At 70.7% G+C, this 26416-nt stretch carries 26 protein-coding genes and 1 pseudogene; 14 read left to right on the forward strand and 13 right to left on the reverse strand.

Going from position 1 to position 26416, the window contains the following annotated elements; genetic code table 11:
- Both ACWD12_RS38015 and ACWD12_RS38020 read left to right on the forward strand, forming a co-directional pair.
- A partial coding sequence (locus ACWD12_RS38015; RefSeq protein ID WP_450103448.1) for a hypothetical protein occupies positions 1 to 647 on the forward strand: 647 nt, incomplete at its 5' end.
- Positions 648 to 895: 248 nt separating this feature from the next.
- Positions 896 to 1420 (forward strand): SUKH-4 family immunity protein, encoded by a 525-nt coding sequence (locus tag ACWD12_RS38020; protein WP_450103449.1) that lies wholly within the window; start codon positions 896 to 898, stop codon positions 1418 to 1420.
- Between the two features lie 171 nt (positions 1421 to 1591).
- On the opposite strand, the gene ACWD12_RS38025 is transcribed toward ACWD12_RS38020, so the two are convergent.
- Entirely contained in the window at positions 1592 to 2044 is a 453-nt protein-coding gene (locus ACWD12_RS38025; RefSeq protein ID WP_450103450.1) for a hypothetical protein, read from the reverse strand.
- 774 nt (positions 2045 to 2818) lie between these two features.
- Here ACWD12_RS38025 and ACWD12_RS38030 point away from each other — a divergent pair.
- Positions 2819 to 4114: a replication-relaxation family protein gene (locus ACWD12_RS38030; protein ID WP_450103451.1), complete on the forward strand. Its 1296-nt coding sequence runs from the start codon at positions 2819 to 2821 to the stop codon at positions 4112 to 4114.
- Positions 4115 to 4198: 84 nt separating this feature from the next.
- On the opposite strand, the gene ACWD12_RS38035 is transcribed toward ACWD12_RS38030, so the two are convergent.
- From ACWD12_RS38035 to ACWD12_RS38050, 4 genes are all read right to left on the reverse strand, one after another.
- The gene (locus ACWD12_RS38035; RefSeq protein WP_450103452.1) at positions 4199 to 4327 is read right to left on the reverse strand and encodes a hypothetical protein; all 129 of its coding nucleotides are present in this window, start codon (positions 4325 to 4327) and stop codon (positions 4199 to 4201) included.
- 183 nt (positions 4328 to 4510) lie between these two features.
- Complete coding sequence (locus tag ACWD12_RS38040; RefSeq protein ID WP_450103453.1) at positions 4511 to 5050, reverse strand: hypothetical protein; 540 nt, start codon at positions 5048 to 5050, stop codon at positions 4511 to 4513.
- Positions 5051 to 5873: 823 nt separating this feature from the next.
- Positions 5874 to 6935, reverse strand: a complete 1062-nt coding sequence (locus ACWD12_RS38045) for an STM4015 family protein (RefSeq protein WP_450103454.1) — start codon at positions 6933 to 6935, stop codon at positions 5874 to 5876.
- A gap of 154 nt (positions 6936 to 7089) precedes the next feature.
- A complete protein-coding gene (locus tag ACWD12_RS38050) occupies positions 7090 to 7263 on the reverse strand; it encodes a hypothetical protein (protein WP_450103455.1) in 174 nt (57 codons plus the stop codon).
- Positions 7264 to 7450: 187 nt separating this feature from the next.
- Between ACWD12_RS38050 and ACWD12_RS38055 the strand changes: the two genes are divergently transcribed.
- The 3 genes and pseudogenes from ACWD12_RS38055 (at position 7451) to ACWD12_RS38065 (ending at position 9378) form a co-directional block, all read left to right on the forward strand.
- Complete coding sequence (locus ACWD12_RS38055; RefSeq protein WP_450103456.1) at positions 7451 to 8062, forward strand: hypothetical protein; 612 nt, start codon at positions 7451 to 7453, stop codon at positions 8060 to 8062.
- A 304-nt stretch (positions 8063 to 8366) separates the two neighbouring features.
- Positions 8367 to 8810, forward strand: a pseudogene (locus tag ACWD12_RS38060) (WD40 repeat domain-containing protein); the annotation flags it as partial.
- Positions 8710 to 9378, forward strand: a complete 669-nt coding sequence (locus ACWD12_RS38065) for a transposase (protein ID WP_450103493.1) — start codon at positions 8710 to 8712, stop codon at positions 9376 to 9378. The pseudogene ACWD12_RS38060 and the gene ACWD12_RS38065, both read left to right, overlap by 101 nt.
- Here the strand turns inward: ACWD12_RS38065 and ACWD12_RS38070 are convergent.
- From ACWD12_RS38070 to ACWD12_RS38085, 4 genes are all read right to left on the reverse strand, one after another.
- Positions 9359 to 9679: a hypothetical protein gene (locus tag ACWD12_RS38070; protein ID WP_450103457.1), complete on the reverse strand. Its 321-nt coding sequence runs from the start codon at positions 9677 to 9679 to the stop codon at positions 9359 to 9361. The genes ACWD12_RS38065 and ACWD12_RS38070 overlap by 20 nt on opposite strands.
- Positions 9680 to 10415: 736 nt before the next feature.
- A complete protein-coding gene (locus tag ACWD12_RS38075) occupies positions 10416 to 11348 on the reverse strand; it encodes a TauD/TfdA dioxygenase family protein (protein ID WP_450103458.1) in 933 nt (310 codons plus the stop codon).
- Positions 11345 to 12040 carry a TetR/AcrR family transcriptional regulator gene (locus tag ACWD12_RS38080; protein ID WP_450103459.1) on the reverse strand — a complete coding sequence of 232 codons (696 nt, stop codon included), beginning with the start codon at positions 12038 to 12040 and terminating at the stop codon, positions 11345 to 11347. Before ACWD12_RS38080 ends, ACWD12_RS38075 begins: the two co-directional genes overlap by 4 nt.
- Before the next feature lie 573 nt (positions 12041 to 12613).
- Complete coding sequence (locus tag ACWD12_RS38085; RefSeq protein WP_450103460.1) at positions 12614 to 13354, reverse strand: hypothetical protein; 741 nt, start codon at positions 13352 to 13354, stop codon at positions 12614 to 12616.
- Between ACWD12_RS38085 and ACWD12_RS38090 the strand changes: the two genes are divergently transcribed.
- Positions 13305 to 13889, forward strand: coding sequence for a hypothetical protein (locus ACWD12_RS38090; RefSeq protein ID WP_450103461.1), 585 nt, complete (start codon positions 13305 to 13307; stop codon positions 13887 to 13889). The genes ACWD12_RS38085 and ACWD12_RS38090 overlap by 50 nt on opposite strands.
- Before the next feature lie 123 nt (positions 13890 to 14012).
- Here the strand turns inward: ACWD12_RS38090 and ACWD12_RS38095 are convergent, their stop codons facing one another.
- Positions 14013 to 15464: a hypothetical protein gene (locus ACWD12_RS38095; RefSeq protein WP_450103462.1), complete on the reverse strand. Its 1452-nt coding sequence runs from the start codon at positions 15462 to 15464 to the stop codon at positions 14013 to 14015.
- Between the two features lie 135 nt (positions 15465 to 15599).
- Between ACWD12_RS38095 and ACWD12_RS38100 the strand changes: the two genes are divergently transcribed.
- From ACWD12_RS38100 to ACWD12_RS38120, 5 genes are all read left to right on the forward strand, one after another.
- Positions 15600 to 16424 (forward strand): hypothetical protein, encoded by an 825-nt coding sequence (locus ACWD12_RS38100; protein WP_450103463.1) that lies wholly within the window; start codon positions 15600 to 15602, stop codon positions 16422 to 16424.
- Positions 16425 to 16568: 144 nt separating this feature from the next.
- Positions 16569 to 17453, forward strand: a complete 885-nt coding sequence (locus tag ACWD12_RS38105) for an LLM class F420-dependent oxidoreductase (protein WP_450103464.1) — start codon at positions 16569 to 16571, stop codon at positions 17451 to 17453.
- A gap of 51 nt (positions 17454 to 17504) precedes the next feature.
- Positions 17505 to 18470, forward strand: coding sequence for a TIGR03619 family F420-dependent LLM class oxidoreductase (locus ACWD12_RS38110; protein WP_450103465.1), 966 nt, complete (start codon positions 17505 to 17507; stop codon positions 18468 to 18470).
- A gap of 212 nt (positions 18471 to 18682) precedes the next feature.
- Positions 18683 to 18892 carry a hypothetical protein gene (locus ACWD12_RS38115; RefSeq protein ID WP_450103466.1) on the forward strand — a complete coding sequence of 70 codons (210 nt, stop codon included), beginning with the start codon at positions 18683 to 18685 and terminating at the stop codon, positions 18890 to 18892.
- Positions 18893 to 19480: 588 nt separating this feature from the next.
- On the forward strand, positions 19481 to 19684 hold the full coding sequence (locus ACWD12_RS38120; protein ID WP_450103467.1) for a cold-shock protein: 204 nt from the start codon (positions 19481 to 19483) through the stop codon (positions 19682 to 19684).
- Between the two features lie 104 nt (positions 19685 to 19788).
- Here ACWD12_RS38120 and ACWD12_RS38125 read toward each other — a convergent pair whose 3' ends face one another.
- Together ACWD12_RS38125 and ku are read right to left on the reverse strand one after the other, a co-directional pair.
- A complete protein-coding gene (locus ACWD12_RS38125) occupies positions 19789 to 20472 on the reverse strand; it encodes a hypothetical protein (protein WP_450103468.1) in 684 nt (227 codons plus the stop codon).
- Positions 20473 to 20486: 14 nt separating this feature from the next.
- Positions 20487 to 21425, reverse strand: a complete 939-nt coding sequence (gene ku / locus ACWD12_RS38130) for a non-homologous end joining protein Ku (RefSeq protein WP_450103469.1) — start codon at positions 21423 to 21425, stop codon at positions 20487 to 20489.
- Positions 21426 to 21626: 201 nt separating this feature from the next.
- Here ku and ACWD12_RS38135 point away from each other — a divergent pair, with 201 nt between their 5' ends.
- Positions 21627 to 22277, forward strand: a complete 651-nt coding sequence (locus ACWD12_RS38135) for an SMI1/KNR4 family protein (protein WP_450103470.1) — start codon at positions 21627 to 21629, stop codon at positions 22275 to 22277.
- Between the two features lie 167 nt (positions 22278 to 22444).
- Here the strand turns inward: ACWD12_RS38135 and ACWD12_RS38140 are convergent, their stop codons facing one another.
- On the reverse strand, positions 22445 to 24421 hold the full coding sequence (locus ACWD12_RS38140) for a helix-turn-helix domain-containing protein (protein ID WP_450103471.1): 1977 nt from the start codon (positions 24419 to 24421) through the stop codon (positions 22445 to 22447).
- Positions 24422 to 25294: 873 nt separating this feature from the next.
- Here ACWD12_RS38140 and ACWD12_RS38145 point away from each other — a divergent pair.
- Positions 25295 to 26113 carry a helix-turn-helix domain-containing protein gene (locus tag ACWD12_RS38145; RefSeq protein WP_450103472.1) on the forward strand — a complete coding sequence of 273 codons (819 nt, stop codon included), beginning with the start codon at positions 25295 to 25297 and terminating at the stop codon, positions 26111 to 26113.
- Positions 26114 to 26416 lie beyond the last annotated feature (303 nt).

Genomic DNA, 26416 nt, shown 5'->3' on the forward strand with positions numbered 1-26416 from the left:
CAGCCTCGGCTACCGCACACCCGTCGAATACGAAGCCGCCCTCGCAGCGGCCTGACCACCACAACGACGGTGTCCGTCAAAGCGGAGCAAGCTCACTGCTGTTCGTCGAGCAGCGATCGCAGGCGTGGAACGAGGAAATGCACGCTCTGGAGGGACGCGGCGCATGGGCCGCCGCAGGGGTGCAGGGGGCGTTCGACTGCCTGCTGCCTCGCGATCACGGCTACAGCGTCTCCTCTGTGTACGCGGAGATCGCGCGTCGGCTGGGCTGGCTTGTGCCTGACCGAGTCTTGGATTCGGCGTCGTATGCCTCGCTGCGCCAGACGGCGGGTGTGTGGGCCGCCCAGGACCGCGTGTGGGGCGATGTCGTCGCCCGGTTCGGGCCGCCTTCAGTTCTGTTCGGCGGGACGAATCCGTTGTATGGCAAAACGCTGGGCTACGTGGGTGAAGAGCCCGGGGAGCCCATGGTGTTCTTCCATCTGTGGAACGGCCCCGAGGACGGAGCAGAGCAGTCCTGGCCACCGGCACACGCCGAGCCTTTGCTGCTGGCCGTCCGCTACGGCGACGGGCCGTTCGCCGGGACTTTCACCTTCACGCCGGAAGGGCGACGCCGCAGACCTGCCCCTGCACCGTCACCGTTTTCGGCCTAGAGGCCGGCGGGTGCACAGGAGGCTTGCGCTGCCGACGGCCCGTCGAACAGAGACTTCAGTAGCAGCAAGGTGCGGTTTCTGCCCGGCGTTTGTCTCCCAGGAGACGCCGCCGGGCGGGGGCGCCGCCGCGAAGTTGGCAATCGCCCGACGGGTGGCTGGGGAGCCTTGTCGGCAGGGGCGGCTATCGTCAGCCGCGTTGGCGTCCATGATTGGTACGCCCTGATGGCAGGCCGCGAAAGGTTGCAACCATGTCGTCGTCGATACGCGACGAACTCCTTCGGGCGTACCGGGCGTACGCGTTGCGCACTGTCGCCGAGGCCCCGGAGGCCTTGGTCGATGGTGACGCCAGGCGCCTCGTGTGCGAGATCGGTGTGCCACGCGGGTTGATGGAGGCCATCACCCTGACCCCGAGTCGGATGCAGCCCGTCGCGGAGAAGTTCGGCTTCCTCGACAGTCACCGCGCTCTCGACGACCAACTGCTCTTCATCGGTTACATCCAGGATGATGTTCTGTGCCTGGACGGCACTACGGGCGCCGTGAGCGCCATCGCCGCGCGTGAGGGTGCTCTACCGGCGGTAGTGAACGGACACCTGTCGCTGCTGGTGCGGTGCATGGCCGTCGTGGAAACACACTTGCGCACCCTGTGGACGGGCGGCCCCGTCGAGGAACGCGTCGCGCAGATGATCAGCCGACTCGAAGCCGTGGATCCCCTCGTCGCCGATCCGGGAAGCGCATGGCACGCGGCGATCCGCACGATCTGTCGCAACGGCTGATCGAGAGGCGCTCCGACGATCCTCACCGCCGTCCCCGGCTGCCGGGGACAGCCGAGCGCAGGGAACGGAACGCCGCGCCCACGGTCTTCAGAGTGTGTGAGTGAACACGGCGACCGCGGCTACCGCGACAGCTGACATCGCCAGGGTGCACCATGCCCTTCGGGCGGTAGATCAAAGCGCGGTGGGGCGGTACGCCAGGGCGACACGGACGATCTCTTCCGCGGTCGCGTCAGTCAGTTCCGCCGGGAACAGCAGGTCGACTAGACCCGGGTTGGGCACGTTGACTTGGAGGAGCAGCAGGCAGTACTCCCAGTCCGGGGCGACGGACATGACACGACGTACAAGCTCCGCAAGTTCGTCATGCGTGACGTCGGGCACCTTCGGCCATCCCGGGCGCGCCGCCTCCAAGGCGAACTCCTCGACGTCGCCAGAACGCCAGTAGTTCGCGAAGTCGGCGACCGTGTAGTTGTGCCCGGTCTCGGTGTTGAACGCCGCGACGGCCTCGTCCGCCTCTCCGGGGCCGCCGCGCGCAACCAAGCCTTCGATCCGTTCAATCTCCGCACACAGCCATGCGAGACGCTCCGCGGGAACGGGCGGGGGCAGCAGTTCAGGGCGCAACTCCACGCCCTGATCTTGTACGCGGACGCGGGACTTTGCCAACAGCGTCCAAGCCCAGGACAAGGGGGTGCCGCGTGCACACGCTGTCACTGTGCACCGTGGATGGGAGCGGGCGAACCAGGCAAGCGGTGCGCGGTGCGCGCCAGCTGCCTTCGTCCACGCTGCGCCTCCACCACGATCCGAGGCCAGCCCTTCGCCGACCCACGAACCGCCCTGCGTGAACCGACCCCCCTTGTCTTCCGTTCCGCCGTTCCGCCGTGCTGGCCCGCACACGCACCGGGCGCACCGCACCGGGCGCACCGCACCCCGATTTCTGGACGAACCGGGAGGACAAGGGGCCCAATCGGACATGCGCGGTACCCCTAGGCCACGGCGGCATAGGGGGTCTAGGCCGGGTGCGTTTCTCCTGGTCAGAGCGGTGGCCCAGACCGCGGACAAGGGGGGTCGGTTCACGCTGTGCGGTCTGTGGGTCGGCGAAGGGCCGGCCTCGGATCGTGGTGGAGGCGCAGCGTGGACGAAAAGCACGGCGGAACGGCGGAACGGAATGCCCGGCGGGCCCGGCCCGGGCCGGCCGGGGGAGCGGAGAGCAGCCTGCCGGGCGACGCGGAACGCGCCCCGCGGTCGTCCCCGGGCGGCGGTTCGGGGGCGGCGGACAAGGGGGTCGCGGGTCCCTCCGCCGCTCCCTCCGTGCCGCCCTCCGCGGCCGTCCTGGCCGGGGACGCTGCAAGCCCAGGCCAGGCGCGGGAAACCGGGCCCGGGGGCGGGTTCGACTTCCCTCTTATGCCTGCCTCGTCTTCACGTGTACGTGAGGCGTGGCAGGCAACGGGGGTTCACCGGTCTGATGTCTTGGTCGCCCTCGGGGTGTTCCAGCGGGCGACCGGCGAGCAGCTGTGGAGGATGCTCCGTCCCCACCACCGCCATGACCGGATCATCCGGGACACGCTCGGCGACCTGCGGCGCCGGGGGATGGTGCGGGTGGAGTCCCGACTGGCGTCCGGGCATCAGCTCTGGGTGCTGACCGCGCGCGGTCATGCGGAGGCGAAGACGATGCTGCCGCCGCACGTGCGGATGTCGGCGCTGCACCTGGCCCCGCCCGCCGGCGCGGTGCGGGCGCGGGGCGCGGGCGGGTTCGACGCGCACGCCGCCGCGGTCACCTCCGCTGCGGCGCACCTGATCGGCGCCGGGTTCGGCACCGTGCTCTCGTGCGAGACCGAGGTCGCCCACAAGCTGCCGTATGGGTTCACCCAGTACGCCGACCTCGTGGTTCGCGCCCCCGACACGGGGGTGCCTGTGCTCCTGGTCGAAGTCGACCGCGGCACCGAATCGGTCGACGAACTGGTGGCGAAGCTGCGCCGGTACCGCGAGTGGTTCGAGCTCCTGGCCCCGAAGGCGGATGCGAAGAAGGCGGAGCACGCCCGGGACGAGGAAGTCCACCCGTTCCGCCTGTGGTCGCGGGTGTACCCGGCGACCGGCCGCGCCGGCTATCCGCCGGTGGCGTTCGTGTTCACCGACACCACCCGGGAGCGGCGCCTGGCGAGGATGCGCCGCCTGGACGTCGCGGCCCGCGCCTTCGCCGCCCGCCCCTACGGGTACGCCGGCACCACCGCGCTCAACCACCACCAGGCCGTGCCCGTCCTCGTCACCGCCCTCGAGGAGTGGGACGCGCACGGCGCCGCCGGCCCGGTGTGGTGGCGCCTGGGCCGCCTGCCCGGCATGGACGGCTGGCAGACCCTCACCCAGGCGCTGGACAACCCGGACGGCGACACCCTGCTGCGCACCGAACGCGCCGAACACGACCGCCGCGCACGCGAACGCAACGCGGCCGAACACGAAGCCAAGCGCCCCGGATGCACGACCTGCGGGGACAAGTTCACCGACGAACGCTGGGACGAGGTCCACCTCCGCCCCTGGGACGAGTCCGGGAGCAGCCGGGGGCTGTGCGGCCCGTGCCGGGACACCGCGCGCATCCGCGACGACGGGAGACACCGCATGCGCGAACACGACGCCGAACTCGCCGCAGCCGTCCGGGCCCGGGTGGCCCGGCGGGCCGACGGCGGCCGCAAGGGGCGCCGGTGAACGCCCGTCCGGGAGCCCGGGGGACCGGGCGCAACCGGGGGCGACGGGGGATTGGCTAGGGTCCCGTGGGAGCACGGGTGATCTTCACGTGGCGATGCCGATCGGGGGCACGGGGATGCGGACGCGGACGACGACGACGGTCTTGGCGGCGGTAGCGGCAACGGTGTTCGTCTTCTGTGGTGTCTGCACGCTGAGTGCTTCCGGAACCGGCATGGGGCCTCTGCATGTTGCCCGAGAACGACGCCTGATAGCTGGCGGGGGGGCGAGACTGTGTCCGGTACCCCGGTCGCGGTGAACGGGACGGTGCATGTCGGCGGCCACGACCGCGCGGTGTACGCCCTCGACGCGGCCACCGGCACAGGCCCGTCCCAGCGCAGATGACCCAGGACAGAGTCTTCAGGACTGGGCGTCGATACCGAGGGCGTGTTCCTTGAGGAATGCACCGGCGTGGGCTGCTGCTTCTTCGGTGGTTGCGTAACGCGTCCCGTCGGCGACCGTTCCGGATACCCCGTCAGCACCCTTGCCTGTCCAGCCCCAGTCTCCGGCAGGCGCCTGCACCAACTCGGCGGTGCCTCCGAAGAGTGCGAGCGTGCGTGTGCCCGCTGCCGCGGGACCTGGGCGGTTGACGGCGCCGGGCCACTTCTTGCGGGCACCCTGCCGGGTGATGCCCCAGACGGCTCCCAACTGCTCGTAACTTGCGCCGTAGGAGCCGGCGGTTGCCGCCGCCTGCGCAGACAGCCGCCTGACCTCGGCATCCATGGCTTTCCAAGCGGCCAGGACGGACAGCGCCACGTCGACGGGATCGGCCGCCCACATGCGGTCCTCGGGTAGCCCGGTCTGACGGGATCGAATAGCCGAGGCCAGGGGATTCAAGGCGTCGTACAGGGCCTTGTCGAGCTCTACCTGCTCTTCTGGGGTGATCTCAGAGACCGTCATGCGACAACTATAGTTCCGAAATAGGTGAATGGAAACTAAAGTTGTCATCCTATCTTTGAGTGCGGCCCCACCGCATCAGGGAGCCGGCTCGACCTGCACCGCCCACCCGGGCGACGCCCCGCTCACCGCGAACCGTCTTCGGCGTCAAGGCGGTTGATGACGAAACCAACAGCCTTCGCGCATCGGCCCGGGCGGTGGTTTGGGGGCACACCTCACGGAGCCCGTGTTCAGCAGCCGGTGGGCGCCGCAGCCGTCTCTGCGCCGGAGGCGACGACACGGGCCCGCCATCATCCGCGCCGAGCCCGGCCGCCGCATGCTCTACGTCGAAGACAAGTGTTGATCAAGCCGCGGCCGCGACCGAGTTGACGAAGAGTTGCGCACCACAAAACCGATGCTGTTGGCGATCTTGAGTGTTCGGGGTAACCATCGCGCTGCGCCGCAGGTCTCCGCTTCGCGCGGCCCGATCGGTGTTGACCGCGGATGGCCCGCGGCATCGGAAGCTGAATATCGGCAGGCCAAGCGGTGCGCGGAGCAGGAACCGCGTGTCCCCTCAAGATCGCCAACAGCATCCAAAAGCTGAGCCAGAACCTGGGAAGCGAGAGCGCCTGGACGGGTGTTTCGGTGCGCGCCGGGATTCGCCAGCGTTGATGTTCAGGAGTTCTGGTTCTGGCTCAACAAGAAGTGGACCAGAGCCGCTTCTCATCGACACAGCCACACTCGTCCACGCTGGGAGCAGCGTGGTCTACCGCAGGGTGTTCCGGCCTGGTCCGACCGGGCCGCTGACACCCAAGGCCCCGACGCGGCCGTGGTTCCGGCGGCGACGTCATTCCGAGACCTGCGTATACCGTCCGTCCTGCCCGTCGTCGACGAGCCAGTCGTACGGCTCGTTGGCGTCGGGCATGCTCACCTCGACTCCGGCGGGCTCCAGGTGGTCGCGCAGTCGCCGTGCCATTGACTCGCTCACGAAGTGGTGCTTCACCGTGAGGCTTTGAAGGTGCGTCAGCGGTTGTCCCGTGAGCAGGGCTTCGACGCCGGCGTCGCCGAGCGTCCCCATCGACAGATCCAGTGACGCCAAACGGGCGACGATCGGCGCGGCGGCGAGGGCCGCGGCGATGTCGTCCTGGATCTCGCTGTTCATCACCCCCAGGTGCCGAAGCCGAGGCAGGTTGCCGCCGACGAGGAGGGCGTCGAGATCACGAGCGGTCGCGTCCCCGCCGTAGAACTCGACGCCCAGCCATACGTCCAGGTGCTCGAGTGCCGGGAAGTCGCATGCGGCAATTGCGCCCGGAACGTGGGCGGGCAGACCTCCGGTCTGGAGCGTGAGACGGCGCAACCGCGCGTGCCGGACAGGCCGCAACACGTCCGACGGCTCGTCCCGACGGGAGCGTTGGCCGAACCGGTAGGTCAGTTCCTCCAGTTCCGGGAAGGACTCGAGCACCGGCGTCACATCGCCGCGCGGAATCCACGAGATCTCGTGCTGGTCGCTGGTGATGTGTCCGACGAACAGACTTCTCAGCGCAGGGAAGCGGTCCGCATGGGTGCACAGCAACTCGGCGGGCAGGTTCGCCGGCTCCTCGGACAGGATGCTCTTCCCCCAGTAGCCCAGGACCAACGAACGCACGCGCGTGGTGTCCACAGCCTGCAGGAAGCCCTCGAACACCTCGGTGTACGAGAAATCGGAGTCGTACGTTGTGGCCAGCCCCCACGCCACCTGATCGGCACGCGGCCCCGCGGCCCCCACTTCGGCCCACGTGGTCGGCTTGGGGCTCGGCGACATGGCCCAGATGTTGCGCAACTGCGGGCTCGCCGCCTCTGGGTCGACGGGCGTCTCCAACCAGTGCACCGGGAGCCCTCCCCAGCGGTCCAGGTACTCCCATACGCTCATCGCCACCCCGTCCCCGGACCTCGGTACGAACAGCCCCGCAGGTTAGCGGCCGCCGACGACACACGCCGGGCGTCGGAGGGCCACGCCTGAGCGGGCGTCTGCAGCGGGCGGGCCGGGGGGCAGGAGCGGCGAGTAGCGCTGCTGCCGGTACGAGTCAGGCGACTTCGGCGGGCGGCGTAGCCGTGGCGCCTGTGTCGATCTGAGGGAAAACCACTTCAAGGGCAACGACTAGCGGCTGGACGGGCACGGCATCAAAGCAGACAGATTTCGGCGCCTCCCCCGATATCGAGCTGCGCACTGAAGCGCCGGATTCCTGCAGCAGCTTCACGCGCCTCAGTTCGCTTCTGGGATCCCCCGTGTGGGAAAAGCACCCGGTGCGCCTCGAAGACGTGTGAAACCTGCTCCCGCGCAACCTGGACTTCCCGTTGACTGACCGCGGTAACCGGGGGCGTTCAGGCATACGCCGCTGCTAAGTTCGCGGAAGACTCTGTGGGTCTGCGCGGACGGGGGGCCAGGTGAGCGGTCGTCGTGAGCCGAGGTGGGCGTGGTGGGTCATCGGGATCGTCATCCCGGTCATCGGCATCGCCGTGACGCTGTGGGCCGCCACTCTTCCGGCGTCGGATCCCGGCGGCTCCGCCAAGGCCGACACGGCCGGTGGGACCGGCACGCCGCGCGCACCCGCACAAGCCCGGCCCGAAGCACCTGACTCCGGTGCGACCGCGCAGATGTCCCCCTCGGCGGAAACGCCGCGCGAGCTGGTGGTCCGCTCCGCCGACATCATGCTCGAACCCGGGCTCAACTACGTGGACTTGGACGCGCTGCCGCCCACGGCGGCGCCGTCCGCCGACGGTGCCGACCTGATGGCACTGTTCGACCGCGGCGATCGCGGCCTGGTCACGGAAGGCTCGGCCACGGCCCTTGCCCGCCTGCCGACGGGCGGTCCGCCTCCGACACCCGCACAGTGCGCGGCCGCGCTCAAGGCACATGGCGGTCACCAGGCCGGCGCCCCGACGGTCGGCGCCCGCTTCTGTGCGGCGACCGGCGAAGGGCACCTGGCCTACCTGGAGATCGTCCTCGGCGTACCAGTCGAACCGCACATCCGCCTCAAGGCGACCGTCTGGGAGTAAGAGCTCGCCTTCCGAGGGTCCGGGGGCGGCTGGCATCGATCCGGATCGGGCCTCGGTCAGGTACCCGCGGCGTTCGGCGGGGGGTGGTTATGGCCTCCTCGACGAGCAGGTCGACCATCCGCGCGAGGGGCGGGTCGCCTGCGGCAGGGCCGTCCCAAGCGACCCGAAGGGCACCTGGGGCGCGCTGCGCATTCGGGTGGTTGCGGGTGTGTGCGCTGGCAGGTCCTAGATCGCCGGGTTGCAGAGGGCCCGGCGGGCGCCTTGCGGGGCGCCCGTGGCGTGAGTGAAGGGGGACGACTGGACGGTGCGGGTCTGGGACCGGGCCACCGGCACCAACACCCTCACCGGCCACACGGAGTGGGTTCGCGCCGTGGCGATCTCGCCGGACGGGTCGTGGCTCGTCACTGCCAGCCAGGACCGGACCGTACGGATCTGGGACAAGGCCACCGGCGGCTGCACCGGCATCCTCACCGATCACACCCTTCCAGTGAACGCGGTGGCGATCTCCCCGCACGGCACCTGGCTCGCCAGCGCCGGGGCCAACACGGTGCGGGTGTGGAATCGGGCCACCGGCACCAACGCCGCCACCCTCTCCGGCCACACGGACTCGGTGGGCGCGGTGGCGATCTCCCCGGACGGGACCTGGCTTGCCACCGCCAGCTACGACCAGACCGTGCGGCTGTGGGACCGGGTCACCGGCACCAGCACCACCCTCACCGACTCGACGTCCAACCTGGCCATCCCCCCGGACGGGACCCGGCTCGCCAGCGCCAGCCAAGACCGGACCGTGCGGATCTGTCACCAAGGACGACTTCAGCTACGACTGGGACACCCTCTCCGCCACCTGCCCGCGAGGCGTCACCAGCCCACCTTGGAAACCCGCCCGCGCCGACGGCCACCCACGGTGGTCAGTCCTGTTCCCCAAACCGGCCTGCCGCGTCTGCGACGACCGCGTCCGCTGCACCGGAGACACCGCCGGGCGCGGACGCCACCTCACCCTCATGCCCCAACCGCTGCACGAGATCCAGAGCCGCACCCGCAAGGACCAGGACACCGAAACCTGGCAGCGGCACTACGCCCTCCGGACCGGATGCGAAGCCACCATCTCCGAGACCGTCCGCGCGCACGGCCTACGCCGCTGCCGCTACCGAGGACGCGCAAAAACCCATGTCCAACACGTGCTCACCGCCGTCGGAACCAACATCGCCCGCCTCAGCGAAAGCACGTCCCCCGGCATCTGGGACACACGAACCCCCAGGTCGCCGACACGGTTTCGACGGTTCTGCGAAAGACATCTCATGCACCATCCGCGCTGATCTCGGCCGCCAGCTCGGCCACCTTGCGCATGTGAGTGAAGTACGTGGTCGCGTACTCGTCTTCGGCAATGACCGGAAGGGCCTTCCCGAGAGCGGCAATACGGTCGTCCAGGACCCCGCGGCGCCAATCATCCAGGGAACCGTCCCGGCTCAGAGCTGTGTGGACACAGCCGGCGACCATCGAATCCGTGAACGCCATGCACTCGCCCGCGGGATCCCACCCGACGAAACCGGGCGGGAACGCCATGGCCCTGAACTCGTCCCACATCTGCGAAAGCACTGCCAACTTCGGTTCGCTCACGACCGACAGCATGCCCCACCGTCGCAGGTCGGTTGCAGGCGTCCCGAATCTCCATCGATCTCACGGCCACCAGCCAGCCCGCCATGAATCCGGACTGACGCCACAAAGATCACCAACAGCATCCAGAAGCTGAGCCAGAACCCGAGTTCTGGGACCACCCGACCCCTTGCGTTGCGAGCATGGGAGTGCTCGGCGTGGTGAGAGGGCTGTCCCGCCCCGCCTTCGCCGGCTGAACCGGTCGCCTGTCGAGTCCAAAGACCGTGGAGCACAGGCGGCAGACCACCGAGTTTCGTCGGTGCCCCGCCTTGCCCTGGCAGTGGTGTCCCCGCGGCCGAACTCCTCCGCGAACTCGCGAACTCACAAGGCGGCTTCGACGCGGTCGGCATTGGTGAGCCGCAACGCGTTTCTAGCGACCAGTTCGGGAACACGTTCCCGCTGTTCACGGACTACCAGCTGCCGCTTTTGGGTGCCGGAGGTCGGCGGGCCGATCGACCAGCGCAACGAGGCCCATGACCTGATCACGACTGCGTTCGGCGGCATGTCGCAAAGGCGAACGCAACCGCATACGTGTCCTGGTCCAGCCGCGATGGCCGCCCAAGCGCAGATCGAGGACCGCTACCTCGGCGGCTGGCCGCCGTACGGGTGCATGCTCATCAGCCTCGGTCCCGACCCACGCCCGGGAAGGCCTCGACCGCAGGGGCCGGCGTCAAGGGCATCCGAGGGCGCTGCGGGGCGGCTACTCGGAGGGCAGCTGGTGCGAGACGAAGCCGTTGGGGCCGCGGGGGACGTCGCCTTCCAGGGTGATGCGCTGCATCGAACGGTGCATCCCCGGCGGCACGTCCTTGGGTACGCGGTGCACGGTGGCGCGGTTGTCCCAGAAGGCGATGCTGTCCGGCTCCCAGCGGAAGCGCACGAAGAACTCCGGTGAGGTGAGGTGCTCGTACAGCATCGCGAGCAGGTGGCGGCCTTCCTGGCGCGTCAGTTCCACGACGTGGCTCGTGTACTGCGGATTGACGAACAGGACCTTCTCGCCCGACTCCGGATGCACGCGCACCAGAGGGTGCACCGTGCGGATGCCGTTGCCCTGGAACTTCTTCATGTACGCGCTGGGCCCGTTGCCGCGCGCGATGTGCAGCGTGTTCTCGTGGACGGCGGTCAGGTTGTCCACGAGGTCGCGAAGGGGCGCGGACAACCGCTCGTAGGCGAGTGCCATGTTCCCGAACTGCGTGTCACCGCCGTACGGGGGCACGGTGACCGCGCGCAGGATCGACCCCATCGGCGGGTTCGCGAGGTACGAGACGTCCGTGTGCCACCGCGTCTCGATCTGCACCGCGGCGTCGGCGTCGGCGGCCTTGCGGCCGACCGCGTCCGACGCCGACGTCCGGTTGTCGATCCGCAGGATCTCCGGGTGCTCGGGGAATGCCGACGGCAGGGTCGGATGGCCGGGGCTCACCTCGCCGAACAACCGGCCGAAGGCGATGTGCTGCGCCTGGCTGACGTGCTGGTCGCGGAAGAAGACGACCTTCCACTTCAGCAGCGCGGCGCGGATCTCGGCGACGACAGGCGCGGAGACCTCCGCGGTGAGGTCGACGCCGTGGATCTCGGCGCCGATGAAGCCGGACAGCGGACGTACGTCGACACGGGTGGTGGACGCGGTTGGACTGGTCATGCGGACTCCTCGGGCGTGGGTGGCCAGGGGGCGAGGGCTGTGGTGGTCACGCGGGCCGGCGCGGTCAGGACGGCGACGGCGGCGTCGACGAGCCCCGCAAGGAACAGGTCGGTGGGGGTGAGGGGTTCGTGCGGCCCGGTGTCGACACGCTGCTCACGGTCGGCCAGGGCGTGCGTGCACGAACTCGTGAAGTAGGTCCAGCGGTCGGCTCGGACCGCCGGGTGCAGGTGGGCCAGCAGGATGTCGGTGCGCTGGTGGATGCGGCGTACGCCGGACAGCAGCAGGTCCGCGCGCTCCGACCCGGCGGGACCTTCAGGGAGTGCCGGATCGCCGGTGGCCACCGCCCGGACACAGAAGCGGAGGTACCAGCTTGGCCGCCCCGGCTCGCCGAGCACCTCGCCGAGCGGCATGACGAACGCCTCGGTCAGCGCGTACGGGTCGTCGCCGCGCCCCTCGGCCTCGAACGCGTCGAGGAGCGCATTGCGGCGGGCGTTGATCGCTCCCATGCGGTGCTCGAAGACCGCGTCGACCAGGGCCTGCTTGCTGCCGAAGTGGTACTGCACGGCATGCGTGTTGCGCTGCCCGGCCTCGATGGCGATCTCCCGCAGGGAGACCGCATGAGCGCCGCGTTCGGCGAAAAGGCGTTCGGCGGCCTCGACGAGGCGGAGGCGCGCGACAGGACCACTGACCATGCGCCGCAAACTAAGCCAGGTGGTATAGAAATGCAACAGCAGTCGCGGCCTTGAGTGCGCTCAAAGCGCGGGAGGTCGCTGAACGCGGGCATGCCCTCCGAGGCCAGAACCGGCGCCGCCCACTCCGACCAGGGACGCGGCGCCCGCAGGACGCATCGGAATCAGCGCCAGCAAACGGCGGGAATCGTGTCCCGAGCTGGTGGTTTGCCGTCGGCGTCAGTGGCTTCTGCGGGCGGCGGCTTGGTGTTCGCGCCAGACCGACCCTTTCAGGGCGGGTTGGCGGTATGCGCACCCGACGACCATCCGACCACATAGGACGCGGTCTTAGAACTCGTGAACATCTTTACCCGTCGCTAGCGCGCCCGCGTCCCAGAACCAGAGGACAAACGATCCCGGTTGGTTCTGATGGCCAAAGCCAAAGGCAGCTACACCGTCCGCACTGGTCCAGCCCCAGTGATCTCGACCCAGCCGTTCTGCTCGCGGAGCAGGTACGGCCCCTCTTCCCCTCGCGAGGGCACTCGCAGCACGCCGGTCTGCGGCACCCCCTCAGGGAACTCGGCCGCGCGCTTCGGGTCAGCAGTCCACATCGGTCGCGGTCCCTCGTCCCGGGCCGGCGGGCCCGGGGGATTCCATCCCAAGACGGTGAGTACCGTTGTGAACGACTGACGGTGAACAGCTGCGTGACCTGCGCGCGCTCCTCCTCGGTCCCGGCGTCGTCGTGCTTGATCTGCTGGAGTCGGTTGCGGGCGGAGACCAGGACCGTGGCGAGGACGTCGTGGAACGGGCTCGGCCCGGTGCCGTCGTCGGCTGCGGACACGGGACGCGCGACCGGCCCGGCCCCATACACCAGGCACAGCGCTTCCGCGCGTTTGGTGGCCCGGGCCCGGCCGTTGTCGGAAAAGACCAGTCCGTTGCGGTCGTCGAAAAATTGTCTTCCACCCAGGCCATTACCTCGGCCTGGGAAAAGGACTCCCGCATGATCCGGTCGATCAGCTCGATCAGGGAGTTCGCGGCCTGGGAAATGCAGTCCTCGGACTGGTCGAGCGCGGTGCGGGCGCCGTTGATTTTCCTCACCAGGGCGCTGTTGGCGCGGGCGACGCGTTTCGCCGACGTCTCGGAGACGGCGGCGCGGAAAAACGCCACCAGCGACGCGGTGTCCTCGTCCTGCCACAGGGACATGTCGGCGTGCCCGGCGAACGCCTCGGCGGCCTCGCCGGTCAGCGAGAGCGCCGCGAGGACCTTCTCCCCGAAGACGCGATCCATCATGACCACGCCCTGTACCAGGCTCAGGCCGAAGACGTCGAGCTTCGTCACGGCCTTCATCTGGTCCTTCGACATCACCGCGACCGCGTCGGGGCGGGGCGGGGTCGTCCTGGCGGACGGGATCGAGCCGGGCCCGGTGTATGTGGACGCGGGCAGCGGCAGCAACGTCCAGACCCGCACAGACTGGTGGCTCTACGACGGCGCCGCTTGGTCGCGGGCACCTCGGGCGGACGCGGTACGCGCGGCGTGCGCGTGCGGCTGGCGCGGCACCCGCACCTATCCGCTGGTGTGGATCGCCTGCGGCAATCCCCAGGAGCACGGCGAGAGGGCGGACGCGGAGCCGGAGCGTCCGACCGCGGACGTCGACGCCTGCCTCGACGACTGGAAGGCGCACATCGCCGACGTCGACGCCGCCACGGTCCCGGTGCCCGACGAGGTGGCGTCCCTGCTCGCCGATCTGAGGGCGCGCCTGACGACTCTCGCCGACGAATCCCCACTGGCCGCGTTGCGCGTGCTCGGCCAGGTCGAGCGCAAGCAGCCGGCTCGACAGCTGTTGCCAAGGACGAATGTTCGGGTGAGCGCATGACGACGGCCAGAGGGACCGGGCCGGTGTCGCAACAGCATGAGGCGGGCCTCTTCGCCGCTGCAACGGCAGGCCGACGGCGGCCCGGCTACCGCAGCCCAGGCCGAGACGGTCCGTGCGCACCCCTTACGACGGGGCCGGGAGGCCGTTGAACCTTGCGCGGAACTCGGCGTTGCGCTGGGTGGTTTGGGCCTGGCGGTCGGTCGGTGTGGCGGGTGCGGCGAGGGGTGGGAGGTTCTTGGTGAGTTCGGCGGTGGGGACGAGGGTCATGCGGGGGGCGTCGGCGGGGTCGAGGGCGCCGGTGAGGCCTTGCCAGCGGATGAAGAGCAGTCCGTGGTCGTGGCCGACGGGGTCGAGCCAGTTGGGGGTGCCGGGGTCGGTGCGGGAGATGACGAAGGTGTAACGGCCGTCGGCGTCGGGGCGGGCCTGGGCGGCGGTGAGGGAGTTGGTGCGGTCGTCGTGGTCGAAGGAGGCGAACGCGGCGGAGCTGGCGATTTGCAGGCCGAGGTACGCGGCGGGCCCTCGCCCGACGGTGATGACGAGCGCCTGGCCGTCGGGGAGGCGGAAGTTCGCGCTGGAGGAGACCTGGGTGGGCAGGCCCGAGCCGCCGGTGCCGCGCGGCGCGCTGAGAGTGTTGGCGGGGCCGCCGAAGTATTTCGCGGTCAGGGTGGGCCAAAACGGGGCCTGGGCGCGGATGCGTTCGGCGGTGGTCCGGGCGAGCGCCGCGTTGTCGGCGGGCGGGGCGGGCGGCGGGCCTGCGGTGCGGGCGATCTCCAGGTCCATGGGGATCTGGGTCCAGTCGGCGAGGGTGTCGCGGATGACCAGGCGCTGCGCGCCCGGCGGGAGTTGGATGTGGTTGGGGCGCCCGTTCGCCGGGGTCGCGTCGAGGGTGAGGGTGAAGGTGCCGTCGGGTGCGGTGGTGAGTCCGGTGCCGGGGGAGGGGAAGGTGGCGAGGGTGCGGGTCTCGCGTCCGTCGCCGATGCCTTCGACGACCTGGATTGAGACGTCGGCCGCGGTGTTGCGGCGGCCGGTGATCGTGTACGTGGAGTCCGCGGACACCGGCGCGAACCGGTAGATGGTGTCGGGGTTGTCCACGCCCCAGCGGGCGCCGGCGAAGTTGTTCCACTCGAGGCGCGGGCGCGCGGGGTCGAGGTTGGCGGTGGAGATCGCCATGCTGCGGGCGAGCTCGGGCACCCACGCCTGGACGTCGGCGCGGTCCTGCGGGTCGAGGTAGCCGGCTGCGGGCTTGGCTGTCGCGTCCTCGGTGGCCTGCCGGACCTCGGGACGCGCGAGGATCTCCCCGGCGGCGGCGAGCAGTTCGCGTTGCGCGTCGGTGGCCAGGGGGTTGTCGGCTGCGGCGTGCGGGTCGGCCGGGGCCGGTACGCCGGGGGTGGTCGGCGTGCCCGTGGCAACCGGCCGACTCGGGGCGTCATCGGAGCACGCCGCGGCGCCCAGCAGTGCCGCGAGCACCAGGGCGACGCCGGCCGGTGCGCGCCGACGCCGCGCCGCGCATCCGCGGGGCTCAAGGGTGCCGGAGCCACCACGCGGCGGAATCGACCTGTTCATGGCATCTCTCATGATTCCTCCGTCAATGTGACCTGCGCGACGCTCAAAAGTTTGCATGAGTTCGATCGATCGTCAATATCTATGCAAAACAAGGTGGGAGTGGCGCCCTGCGTCCGCAGCGCGCGCAGGTCGGCGACAATGGCCCACATGACGAGCGCGGCGCAGGTGGAGCGGCAGGTGGAGGCCATCCGGGCCCGGGGGCACCGCCCGGCGGTGATCGTCGGCCTGCTGTCGATGTACACCGCGTCCGGCGAGGCCGTGCCGTCGCGCGGACTGGTGCGCGCGGTGCAGGCGCTCGGGCTGTCCGAGTCGTCCACGCGTACCGCGCTGAGCCGCACCCAGGCGGAGGGCAAGGTGGTGCGCGAGCGGGACGGGCGGCGCACCAGCTACCTCCTCGCGCCCGCGACCCGCGCCGGGTCCGAGGCCGAACGGGACCGCATGCTCGCGACCGCGGCCCCGGCCGAACAGCCGCTCAGCCTGGTCGCGTTCAGCATCCCCGAGGCGCAGCGCGACCTGCGCCACGAACTGCGCGCCCAGCTGTCCGCCGCCGGATTCGTCAGCCTCTTCGACGGCTTGTGGGCGGCCACCCGCGACCGCGCCGGACACGCCCGCAAGCTGCTAAGCGACCTCGGCGTGGAGAGCGGCTGCGTGTTCCGTGCGGAGGTCGACGCGCCCGAGGCCGCGCCGTTCCGCATCGCCGGCCCCGAGGTGGCCCGCCACCGCACCCGGCTGGCGGAGTTCCTGGAGCTGTACGGGCCGCTGCGCGGCGCGCGGCTGGACGCGGCGCAGGCATACCAGGTCCGCTCGGGCCTGTCCCGCGACTGGTTCGCCCTGGTCGACCCGCATCCCGCGCTGCCGCCGAGCCTCCTGGCGGACTGGCCGATCGACGAGGTCCGCGACACCGTCCGGGAGCTGTGGGCGGCCACCGCCGAGCCGGGCGGGCGGCACTTCGGCGAACTCACCGCCGACTGAACGGCGCACGTCCGAACCTGGGGTGACGCACGCCTCAATAGTTTGCATTCTAGTTGACGCGCGACATAGGTGATGCAATTAATGAGGGGCTTCGCCATCTGCCGCACCGGCCGCACCTGCTGCGGCGCGACGAGAGGACACCCCGTGAAGTTCGGCATCCGCATGCCCGTGCCCCAGATGGGCCCGCTCGACGACGGCGCCTATGTCGCCCGCTTCGCCAAGCTCGTCGAGGACCTCGGCTTCGAGTCGGTGTGGACGATCGACCACGCGCTGATGAACGTCGAGTACGACTCCCGCTACCCCTACAAGGAGAACGGCCGTACCCCCCTCCCGGCTGTGGGCGCGATGCCCGACCCGCTCATCCTCATGACGCACCTGGCCGCCCACACCAGCACGATCCGCCTGGCCACCGGCATGTTGATCCTCCCGCAGCGGCATCCGATGATCCTTGCCAAGATGCTCGCCACCCTCGACCGGTACGCCCAGGGCCGCGTAACCCTCGGTATCGGCGTCGGCTGGGTCCGCGAGGAAGTCGAAGCCCTCGCCCAGAACTTCCGCGACCGCGGCCGCCGGTGCGACGAGTACATCGACGTCATGCGCGCCCTGTGGACCACCGAGGTCACCGAATTCCACGGCGCCTACTTCGACTTCGAACGGATCGTCTCCAACCCCAAGCCCTACCAGGACGGCGGCGTCCCGCTCGTCGTCGGCGGCCACACCGACGCCGCCGCCCGCCGCGCCGGCCTGCGCGGCAACGGCTTCTACCCGCACTGGACCATCGCCGGACCCGACCCGGACGAATACCGGCGCCTACGCGATGTCATGCACGACACCGCCACCGACGCCGGCCGGAACCCCGCCGACATCGAAGTCACCCTCACCGCCAACCGCCGCCCCGGGACCGTCGAACTGTGCGCGGAACTCGGGGCCGACCGCGTCGTCCTCCTCCCGCCCAGCGGCGACCTCGACGACGAAGTCCCGCGCAGGCTGGAGAAGTTCAGCAAGGACGTCATCCAGGCCATGAGCTGACGCCGCCGACCCGGCCCGCCACCTTCCCCTCCGCCCCTTCCGGAGCTCCGCATGGCATCCATCGTCCCGCCCGGCCTCCTGGTCTACGGCATGCAACTCCCCATCCAGACCGCGACCGCGAGCACCGCCGAGCCGTGGGAGCACGACGCCGGCCCCGACGAACTCGCCGCCGTCGCCCGTCACGCGGAACGCACCGGGTTCTTCTACCTGGGCGTCTGCGACCACATCGGCATCCCCGCCGGCCCCGACGCCGACCACATGTCCACCACCTGGTACGACTGCGTCGCCACCTTGGGATGGCTCGCCGGCATCACCAACCGCGTCCGCCTGCTGTCCAACGTCTACACCGTCGCCTACCGGCACCCGCTCGCCACCGCCAAAGCGTTCATGACCCTCGACCGGGTCTCCGACGGCCGCGTCATCCTCGGCGTCGGCGCCGGACACCTGCGCGGCGAATTCGACGCCCTCGGCATCCCCTTCGACCAACGCGGCCCCCGCACCGACGAAGCCCTCGACGCCATCCGCGCCGCCTTCGCCGCCGAATACCCCGACATCGCCGGCCCCACCTACAGCGGCGGAAAACTCGGCCTACGCCCACGCCCCGTCCAAAGCCCCATCCCCATCTGGATCGGCGGAAAAGCCCGCCCCGCCCTGCGACGCGTCGCCCTGCGCGGCGACGGCTGGATCCCCCAGGCCACCCCCTACGCCCAAATGGCCGAGGACATCGCCTGCATCCACCGCATCCGGGAGCAAGCCGGAATCGCCGACCCGCTGGACATCGGCCACATCACCCCACCCGTCTACGTGGGCACCCCTACCTGGGATCTCGTCGGCCCGACCATCACCGGAAACCCCGTCGCGATCGCCGAACACATGCACACCCTGCGCGAGATGGGCGTGAACCACCTCCAGATCCGCTTCCGCAACCGCTCACTGACCGAACTCCTCGACCAAATGAGCACCTGGCACCAGGACATCGCCCCCCTGCTCAATCCCGACCACCCCACGCCACAGTGAGGAATCCTCACCACACGCAAACCCCGCCCTCAGGATCCGCAGGGGAACGAGTAGCAATGCGGCAAGCCCACCACCTACGGCGTCACTCGTCTCTCGACAGGAATAGAGCACGTTCCCAATAGCGCTCCTCGCCAGCTGGGGCGTCTGCGTGGAGCGCTGCGGAGCGTCAGGCGTACGCGAACGACCTGGACGACGAGCGTTTGTTGATTGCGGTGTCTGCGGCGTCGAACCGTTCCAAGGCGGACAAGGATCCGGCGGAGTGGATGCCGCCGTATGAGGCGTACGCATGCGAGTACACCGGGAACTGGATCGCGATGAAGATCCGCTGGGGCCTGTCGGTCGACCAGGCCGAGTACGACGCGCTCACCGCCCAGGTCGCCGCCTGCCCGGACGTGGAAATCGCTGGCGCCCGCGCCCGCTGACCAGATGTGCTGGCTGGACGCGGGAATGACCGCCGTCCCGGTGATGTTGTGCGGCATGGTCGGTGAGTTCGGTGCCCCCGGGCCTCACCTATTGCCGCTGAGGAATACCGTCTGGCTGGAGCCTCGGTGAGCCTTCCGCCGAGAGGCGGCCCGCTCACCGCCCACCTTCGTTGTCGGGCCCGCACACCAACAGGTGCGCGGGCCCGACGCGTACACGCGGCCGGCGTTCCGGTCGGCGGGTGTCCGGCCGTCGTGTGCGTGGTCGGCGTGCACCTCCAAGAGGCGTTGGACCTGGGCGGTGGCCGCGAGATGTCGAACAGAACGGGCATCGCTCTTCCACCAACGTGTTGGGGCGCGGCACACTCTGCTGTCCCGGGCCGTGCACGCACGGCCTGAGGGGTGTGGCCCGGCGCGGCTAGGGACGGCGGCCGGGCCGCACCGCGTGGGCGACCGGGGCCGCGTCGACCGCTGCGCATAGGCGTGGTTGCGGGGTGGGCCGACTGGGCAGGCCCTTGATCGCCGGGTCGCAGAAGGCCCGGCGGGCGCCCCTTTCGGGGCGTCTGCGGCGTGAGTGAAGGGGACCGGTCGATGGCGACGGGCACCGTGAAGTGGTTCAACGCGGAGAAGGGCTTCGGCTTCATCAGCCAGGACGGCGGCGGCGCGGACGTGTTCGTGCACTACTCGGCGATCAACGGCTCCGGCTACCGCGAGCTCCAGGAGAACCAGAAGGTGTCCTTCGACATCGCCCAGGGCCAGAAGGGCCCGCAGGCCGAGAACGTCAGCCCCGCCTGACTGTCCCGCAGCCTGGGGGAGGGGCCAGTGCTGGTTCCTGCAGTGTGGGGAGACGCGGCAGGAACCGGCCCGGTACCCAGTCGGCCGAGGAAGAGTCTTGCGGCTCAGGCCGGGGCGACGAGCAGCGCGATGCCCGGTGACCGCAGCGTCCGGCCGCCGGGCTCGGTGGCGGTGTGCGCGAAGGCGACGAAGTGTCCGGCGGACCAGGTGATGGTTCCGGCGGGTGCGGGGATGTCCGCGGCGGGGGTGAAGGTGGCGGCGGTGCCGTGCCAGGTGGTGGTGCGGAGCGCGCCGCCGGGTCCGAAGCCGGTCCAGGCGACATCGATGTCGGTGCCGGCCGGGAACGGCCCGGGAAGGTACAGACGGGCGTGCCTCACGCGGCCGGGGTCGATGTCCTCGTCCAAGACGACGTGGTGCCCGTCCGCGTAGAGCAACTGGCCGGGGACGGCGTCCGGTTCTTCGGTGACCACCAGGGTCCTGGTCGGCAGCGACCACTCGGACCGGAAACCGTCGGCGTGTTCGACGTGGTACGCCGCGACCAAGTGTCCGTCCCCGGCGAACGCGATCTCGTGTGGCGACACGGGGACATCGACCGGTCCGATGCCGTGCCGTCCGAGGACGTCGGGGCCGACGACGGTCTCGATGATGCGGGTGCCCCAGGCCAGGTGCACGGTATCGCCGGCGCGCATCCCGGGCCAGCCCGGTACCCGCACGGTGAACCCGGCCCGGGCGCGGGTCTCGTCGACCCACGCGACGGCGGGCAGCGGCCCGAGCAGCACGTCGTCCACGGCCGGCGCCCGGGTCAGCTCGCCCGGCGGCCTCCGCCGCCGCGGGACGCGGTCGCCTTCTTGGCCGCCGCGGTCTTCTTGGCGGTGGTCTTCTTCGGGGAGGCCTTCGCTCGCTTCGCCGCAGTCGCGGCCGTGCTCTTCTTCCCGCCCGATCCCTTGGGCGCGGTGCCTTCCTCGCGTTGGCGGGTGGCGTCGGCGACGCTCGCACGGAGCGCGGCCATCAGGTCCATCGCCGGCGCCGCCTCCCGTTCCGCTCCTGCCTCGGGTGGCTGTTCGCCTTCGAGGCGGGCGGTGACGAGCTGGTCGACGGCGCGCTGGTACTCGTCCTCCATCGCGTCCAGGTCGACCGGGCCCAACGCCTCGATGAGGGCGTCGGCGGCGTCCAATTCGGCGTCGGTGACCGTCACCCGGTCCGATGGTGCCACGTGGTCGGCGGGGTTGACCTCGTCGGGCCAGTGGATCTGCTGCATGACCAGGACGTCCTCGTGCACGCGCACCAGGACCAGCTGCTCGCGGCCGCGCATCGCCACTTTGGCGACCGCGGCTTTGCCGGAGCGGCGCAGCGCCTCCCGCATCAGGACGTACGGCTTGACGCCGGACTTGTCCGGGGTGAGGTAGTAGGGCTTGCCCCAGCGGACCGGAGCGACGTCCTGAACCGGAATGAAGCCGCTGACTTCCACGGTGTGGGCCGTCGGCAGCGGCAGGTCTTCCAGGTCCTCGTCGCGGACAATCGCGACCCGGCCGTCCGGGGCGGTGTAGCCGCGCACGATCTCATCGGGTCCCAGCTCGGCGCCGTCCAGCTCGCACACCTTGCGGTAGCGCACCCGGCCCTGATCGGACTTGTGCATCTGGTGGAACTTCACCGCGTGCTCGCTGCCGATCGCCGAGACCACCTTGCAGGGGATGGACACCAGCCCGAAGCTGATGGCCCCACTCCAGATAGGTCGCGGCACCGGTGCCTCCTGCGCAGGTTCTCCCCGAGCCTGTCGGTCACCCCTGGACTACCGCTCGGCATGGTCGGCGGCGTCCCGGCCAGGGTCGCGCGGGAGGCGCCGAGGCGCAACCGATCGGTCAACCCGCCCCCGGGGTCGCCTGCCGAGGGCGTGCTGCGCGCCGCCCGGGACCGCTGGTGTCCCGGACATACGATCGAACGCGTGCCCGTGCCTGACCACCTCGCTCCGCTGCTCGACCTCCAGATCGCGTACGAACGCGCCGACCTCGCGTGCCACGACGCCGCCCGCCGCACTCCCGCCGCCCTGGGCTTCCTGCGGGACACCCAGATGCGCCTGCTCAAGGAGCTTCTGGCCGCCCGTGCGGCAGCCGGGGTCACCCGCCACGACGACGTACGCGTCCTCAAGCGCGAGGCCCTGGCCGCACTGTGGTTCGAGGACACTCCCGAGCCTGCGGAACCGGCCGACCCGGGGACGCTGCACAAGACGCTGCGGGCCGACTTGGACGGCGTCCGCCTGCCAGACGCGTACACGCGGCTGCTCTACCTGCGCAACGGGGGCCTGCCCCGCCACCGCCACCTCACCACACCGGACGGCGCCCTCGAAGTCGGGCCGCTCCTGGGCGTCGGCCCCGGCGCCCCCGAGCCGGGCGCGCAGCTGCGCCGCGACCCCGACGGGCACACCCGCATCGCCGTGTTCGCCGCCGCGCCCGGCGGCGGCGAGGTCCTGCTCGACTACGGCCGTGACCTGGCCGACCCGGAACCCGCGGTGGTGTTCGACGACCCGGACCACGGCCTGCGCCGCGTGGCGGACTCGTTCGCCGAGTTCGTCGACCAGCTACGCCCGATCGAGTAGGTCCAGGAGGCCACGGCCGACCTGACCCGTCCTGATGCCTTCGCCGCGGTGCCACCCAGCGAACCGCCTGACCGCCGCGTCACCACGGCGACCCGACTGGTCCCGCCTCTAGGGGCTCGCAGGCGATCGGTGTCGTCGGCCGAGTCCCATTTTCGCCGGGAAGGGCTTCACGGCCGCCGGGCCGCCTGGCGTTCGGTTTCGTCGGGGTGCAGGTGGTCGGCGAGGTCGGGGCGGCCGGCCAGCCGTAGTTCGGCGGCGAGGCGCCGCCGTTCGCGGTTGGGGAGCAGGTCGCGGCGGGTGAGGGTGATGCGGACGATGTCGGCGTTGTGTTCCCCGGCGATCAGCAGGAGCAGGGCGACCACATCGCCGACGGGGCGGTAGGCGACGGCGCTGGCGGTGGCGGTGGCCGCGGCGTTGTGGAGGCCTATGGCGGTGAGGGCGTGCACGAGTGCGGCGGCTTCGCCGACGGGGCGGAAGTGGGCGGTGTCCTGCAGCACTCGGGTGGCGCGTCCTTCGTCCTGGAGGGCGGTGACGAGTTCGTGCATGTCGCGCAGGCGGCGTCGGTTGAGCACGGTGATCACGGCGGCGGCGGCCCGCTGGCGCTGTCCGGCCATGTCGAATGCGGCGATCAGGTCGACGACGTCGGGGAGGGAGCGCACGGTCACGGCGTCGAGGAGTACCGCGTCGGCGGTCTCGGCGGCGATGCTGCCGCGTAGCGCGCACACCGTGCCGGCGACGAGGTGCGGGGGGCGGTGGTGAAACGTCTTCCACAGCAGGGTGTGGGCGCGTTCGCACTCGCCGCTCAGGTACAGCTGGTCGGCGACGTCGGCCAGATCGCGTGCCGGGCGGGTGGCCGCGGTACTGGTGACGATCGCGTCGGCGGGCCCGTCCAGGCCGGCGGCGGCCAGTGCGGCGACGAGCCGGGCGAGGTCGTGGGGCGGGCGTTCGCTGTGGGCGCCGGCCATGGCCTCGTTGACGATGCCGCCCAGGCCGGCCCAGCGCAGGGTGGCGGCGATGGCCACGACATCGGAGGCCGGGCGGGTGCTGACGGTGGCGGTCAGCAGCACTTCGGCGGGGCCGGGCATGCCGAGGCGCACGAACTGGGCGACCAGTGCGGCGACGTCGTCGCACGAGTGCGAGACCGCGCTGGTGGACAGCAGTAGTGCGGTGAACCGGTCCAGTCTGCCGTGGTGGAACGCCTCGACGAGGACGGCGGTCTCGCCGGGGGTCTTGAGTTGGGCGACGAACGGCAGCGCGGCGGAGACGTGGTCGTGGAGGCTTTTGTCGACCAGGAGTTGAAACAGTTGGGCCGCCTCGGTCACGGGTCTGCGGACGGCGACGGACTTGACCAGTTCGGTGGCGATGCCGCCGCGGGTCGCCGGGTCGAGCTGGGCGATGGTGTCCACCACCGCGGGCAGCGCTGCCGCCTCGGTGGAGTCGAGGGCGCGCACCAGGGAGGCGTGGCCGCCGGCGGCTTCGGCCTGGTCGAGTTGCTGCTCCAGGGAGAGGCAGCGTTGCTCGGCGGTGTCCGCGATCTCCTGGACGTGCTCCAGGTGCTCCTCCAGTGCGCTGGTCTTCCGTTTGAGTTCGGCGTGTTCGTGGGTCAGCTCTTCGTACTGGGCCTGGAGACGCACCCAGACGCGGAGGCTGTCCGCGCGCAGGCGCCGCTGCTCGGTCAGCAGCCGGTTGATGCGCCGGGACACCTCGCGGCTGCGCAGCCGGGTGTAGTTCAGTTCCCGGCTGGCCAGCAGGACCTGTTCCTGGAGCCGCAGGACGTCGGCGTCCGCCTCGACCAACTGGTCCTCGAGCGCTTGCGCGCGCCGCGCGGGGGTCCGGGAGGACTGCGACGCGCGGTCGTGGAGGTGGCGGATCAGTTCGCGGACCTCGTCGGTGATCGCGCCCTCGCCGTCCTGGCCGACCTTGGCGTCGACGGCGTCCATGAGCCGTTCGACGAACGCGCGTGAGGGCAGGCGCGCCCCGCTGAGGTACCGCGACACCGTGCTCGCGTGCCAGCTGTGCCGGGTCGCGAAGCGCCGGATCGTCATCCCGAGGCGCCCGAACAGCACCGTCAGGTTCGCCGCCAGCTCCGTCTGCGCCTGGGCGGCGGACTGCGTTGTCCGCTCCGCCACAGCGTTCCGCTCCACTGCGCTCCTTCGTCGTTCCTGCCGGTCGCCGTGCGTGCCTGGGCACCCGGGCTGTTCGTCGCCAACCGCTGATTGTGGCCCGGTCGTCGGGGGCTGCGCTTGCGGAATGTGGTGCCAAGCGGATGCGGCAACACCCGGTGCGGGTGTTGCCGCGTGTTAGGCAACACCGTTCTCCTGCCGGGGTGTTGCCTGCTGACCTGGCATGACGTCCCCACTGGCCTGCGGGGTGCGGGAGCCGCAGACTCGTGCCCATCGCTTCGAGGCCGAAGGGCAGGGCATCAGGAACATGGGTGTTGATCGCGGAAACCACTCGGCGCGCGGGCCCGGTGCGGCCGCGCGTCCTGCGATGCCGTCGCGTGCTCGCCGTGGAGCCGCCGGTGCCGGCCGCCCGCCGCGGCCCGTCCGGGTACGCGCCGGGGCGGTCCTCAGCCGGGGCGGTTGCGAGACGCACGCCGGGGCGCGGCGTGCGCGCCGGTGGGGTGTGTGGAGCCCGGACGGTTGCGTCGCGGGCGGTTGGGTGGGACGTACTCGGACGGGGCTGCGTCAATTGCGCGCCGACGGAAACGCGTTCTCGCAGTTTTGATCTTTGTGGCCTGCGGAAATGCCGTTCAGCACGCTGCGGTGGCACGCATGGTCCGAATCCGGGAAACAGGCCCTTTGTCGCAGGCTGGGTCCGGATGACTCTGCGTCAATTCGGGGAACGAGTGGCACGGGCGGAGTCCGGCGGTCCACGCTATGGGCGGGGCTCGGAATCGCCGCGGTTGTCATTTCGGCATCGTCCCGAGTCGTCCATTTAGTCTTTTTGGGAAGGAAATGCTCATGTCGGTGGCGAGCAGCGCGGTCCACGCCTCGGACCGCGGCTGAGGAGCGGCGGTGGGACGACCGGAGGTGCCGGTGCCCGCGGGCCCCGTCGGTGCGATGGCGCAGTTCCTGCGCGAAGCGCGCAGCCGCAGCGGACTGACCTACCAGCAGATGGCGGCCCGCACGCGCGTGTGCTCGGCGGCGACACTGGCACGCGCGGCCGGCGGACGGCAGATACCCGGCCGCAAGGTGCTGGACGAGTACGTGCGGCTGTCCGGGGCCGACCCCGCGACGGCGGTCCGGCTGTGGAAGAAGGCCCGGAAGCGGCAGGCGGCGGAGCCCCACGCGCGGCGGCACGGCCCGCTGGACCGGGTGGTGACGCCCGGGGACCTGGTCGCGGTGATGCGGGCGGTGCGCCTGGCGGCTGGGCAGCCGTCTCTGCAGGAGTTGGAGATGCGGGCCCGGAACCTGGGCCTGGGCCCCCTGGCGACCAGCACCGTGAACGACATCCTGCGCGAGAAGCGCCCCCCGTCGTGGGGTCTGGTGGAGGCGTTCGTGCAGGCCTGCGATGTGCCCGCCGCGATGTTGCCGCGGTGGAAGGCCGCGTGGGTACGGACGCAGCGCGGCCCCGGACTGGACGACATCGCGCTGTACGTCGCCGCCCTGCTGTCCGGCGAGGACGCCGACGCGAAGCCGCCGCGGGAACGCGGAATGCCGCGGGTCCCCACCAGGAAAGACGGCCCCCGCGGCGGGCTGGGCGGCGGCCTTGTGCTGCGGCCGCTCACGGGCGACGGCCGCCGTCGCCGCGGCATCATTCCGCCGCAGCGCAGCGCGGAGGGCCCGCAGACACACGGAGGCCGCCCGCCGCCCGGGCCGGCGGTACGGACCTGAGACCCCTGCGGTCCGGCACATCGCGAGTTCGCGCAGCGGGCCGAGGCAACGCGCGTACGCACCGGGTCCGATCACGGGGGAACGGGACCCGGTGCGTACGGCGGACGGCGCGCGTGCGGTGGGCTACCACCCCCACCTGCGGCCGCCGGATGCTGCGTCGAGCTCCGGTGATTGAGGCCGATGTCAGCCCACCCACCATACTGCGATTCCCGGAAAACAACCCCCTAAAGTCAGGGAATTACCCACGGGTAGCGGAAGAATCCGCAGGTAGACGAGGCTTTTTGTCTCTTTGGTAATCCACTT

The organism is Streptodolium elevatio (assembly GCF_053592165.1).

Excerpts from the sequence above, each read along its gene's own strand:
- ACWD12_RS38020 (WP_450103449.1), top strand. The coding sequence starts at position 896 with ATGTCGTCGTCGATACGCGACGAACTCCTTCGGGCGTACCGGGCGTAC.
- ACWD12_RS38030 (WP_450103451.1), top strand. The coding sequence starts at position 2,819 with ATGCCTGCCTCGTCTTCACGTGTACGTGAGGCGTGGCAGGCAACGGGG.
- ACWD12_RS38035 (WP_450103452.1), bottom strand. The coding sequence starts at position 4,327 with ATGCCGGTTCCGGAAGCACTCAGCGTGCAGACACCACAGAAGACGAAC.
- ACWD12_RS38040 (WP_450103453.1), bottom strand. The coding sequence starts at position 5,050 with ATGACGGTCTCTGAGATCACCCCAGAAGAGCAGGTAGAGCTCGACAAG.
- ACWD12_RS38045 (WP_450103454.1), bottom strand. The coding sequence starts at position 6,935 with ATGAGCGTATGGGAGTACCTGGACCGCTGGGGAGGGCTCCCGGTGCAC.
- ACWD12_RS38075 (WP_450103458.1), bottom strand. The coding sequence starts at position 11,348 with ATGACCAGTCCAACCGCGTCCACCACCCGTGTCGACGTACGTCCGCTG.
- ACWD12_RS38080 (WP_450103459.1), bottom strand. The coding sequence starts at position 12,040 with ATGGTCAGTGGTCCTGTCGCGCGCCTCCGCCTCGTCGAGGCCGCCGAA.
- ACWD12_RS38090 (WP_450103461.1), top strand. The coding sequence starts at position 13,305 with ATGACCACGCCCTGTACCAGGCTCAGGCCGAAGACGTCGAGCTTCGTC.
- ACWD12_RS38095 (WP_450103462.1), bottom strand. The coding sequence starts at position 15,464 with ATGAGAGATGCCATGAACAGGTCGATTCCGCCGCGTGGTGGCTCCGGC.
- ACWD12_RS38100 (WP_450103463.1), top strand. The coding sequence starts at position 15,600 with ATGACGAGCGCGGCGCAGGTGGAGCGGCAGGTGGAGGCCATCCGGGCC.
- ACWD12_RS38110 (WP_450103465.1), top strand. The coding sequence starts at position 17,505 with ATGGCATCCATCGTCCCGCCCGGCCTCCTGGTCTACGGCATGCAACTC.
- ACWD12_RS38120 (WP_450103467.1), top strand. The coding sequence starts at position 19,481 with ATGGCGACGGGCACCGTGAAGTGGTTCAACGCGGAGAAGGGCTTCGGC.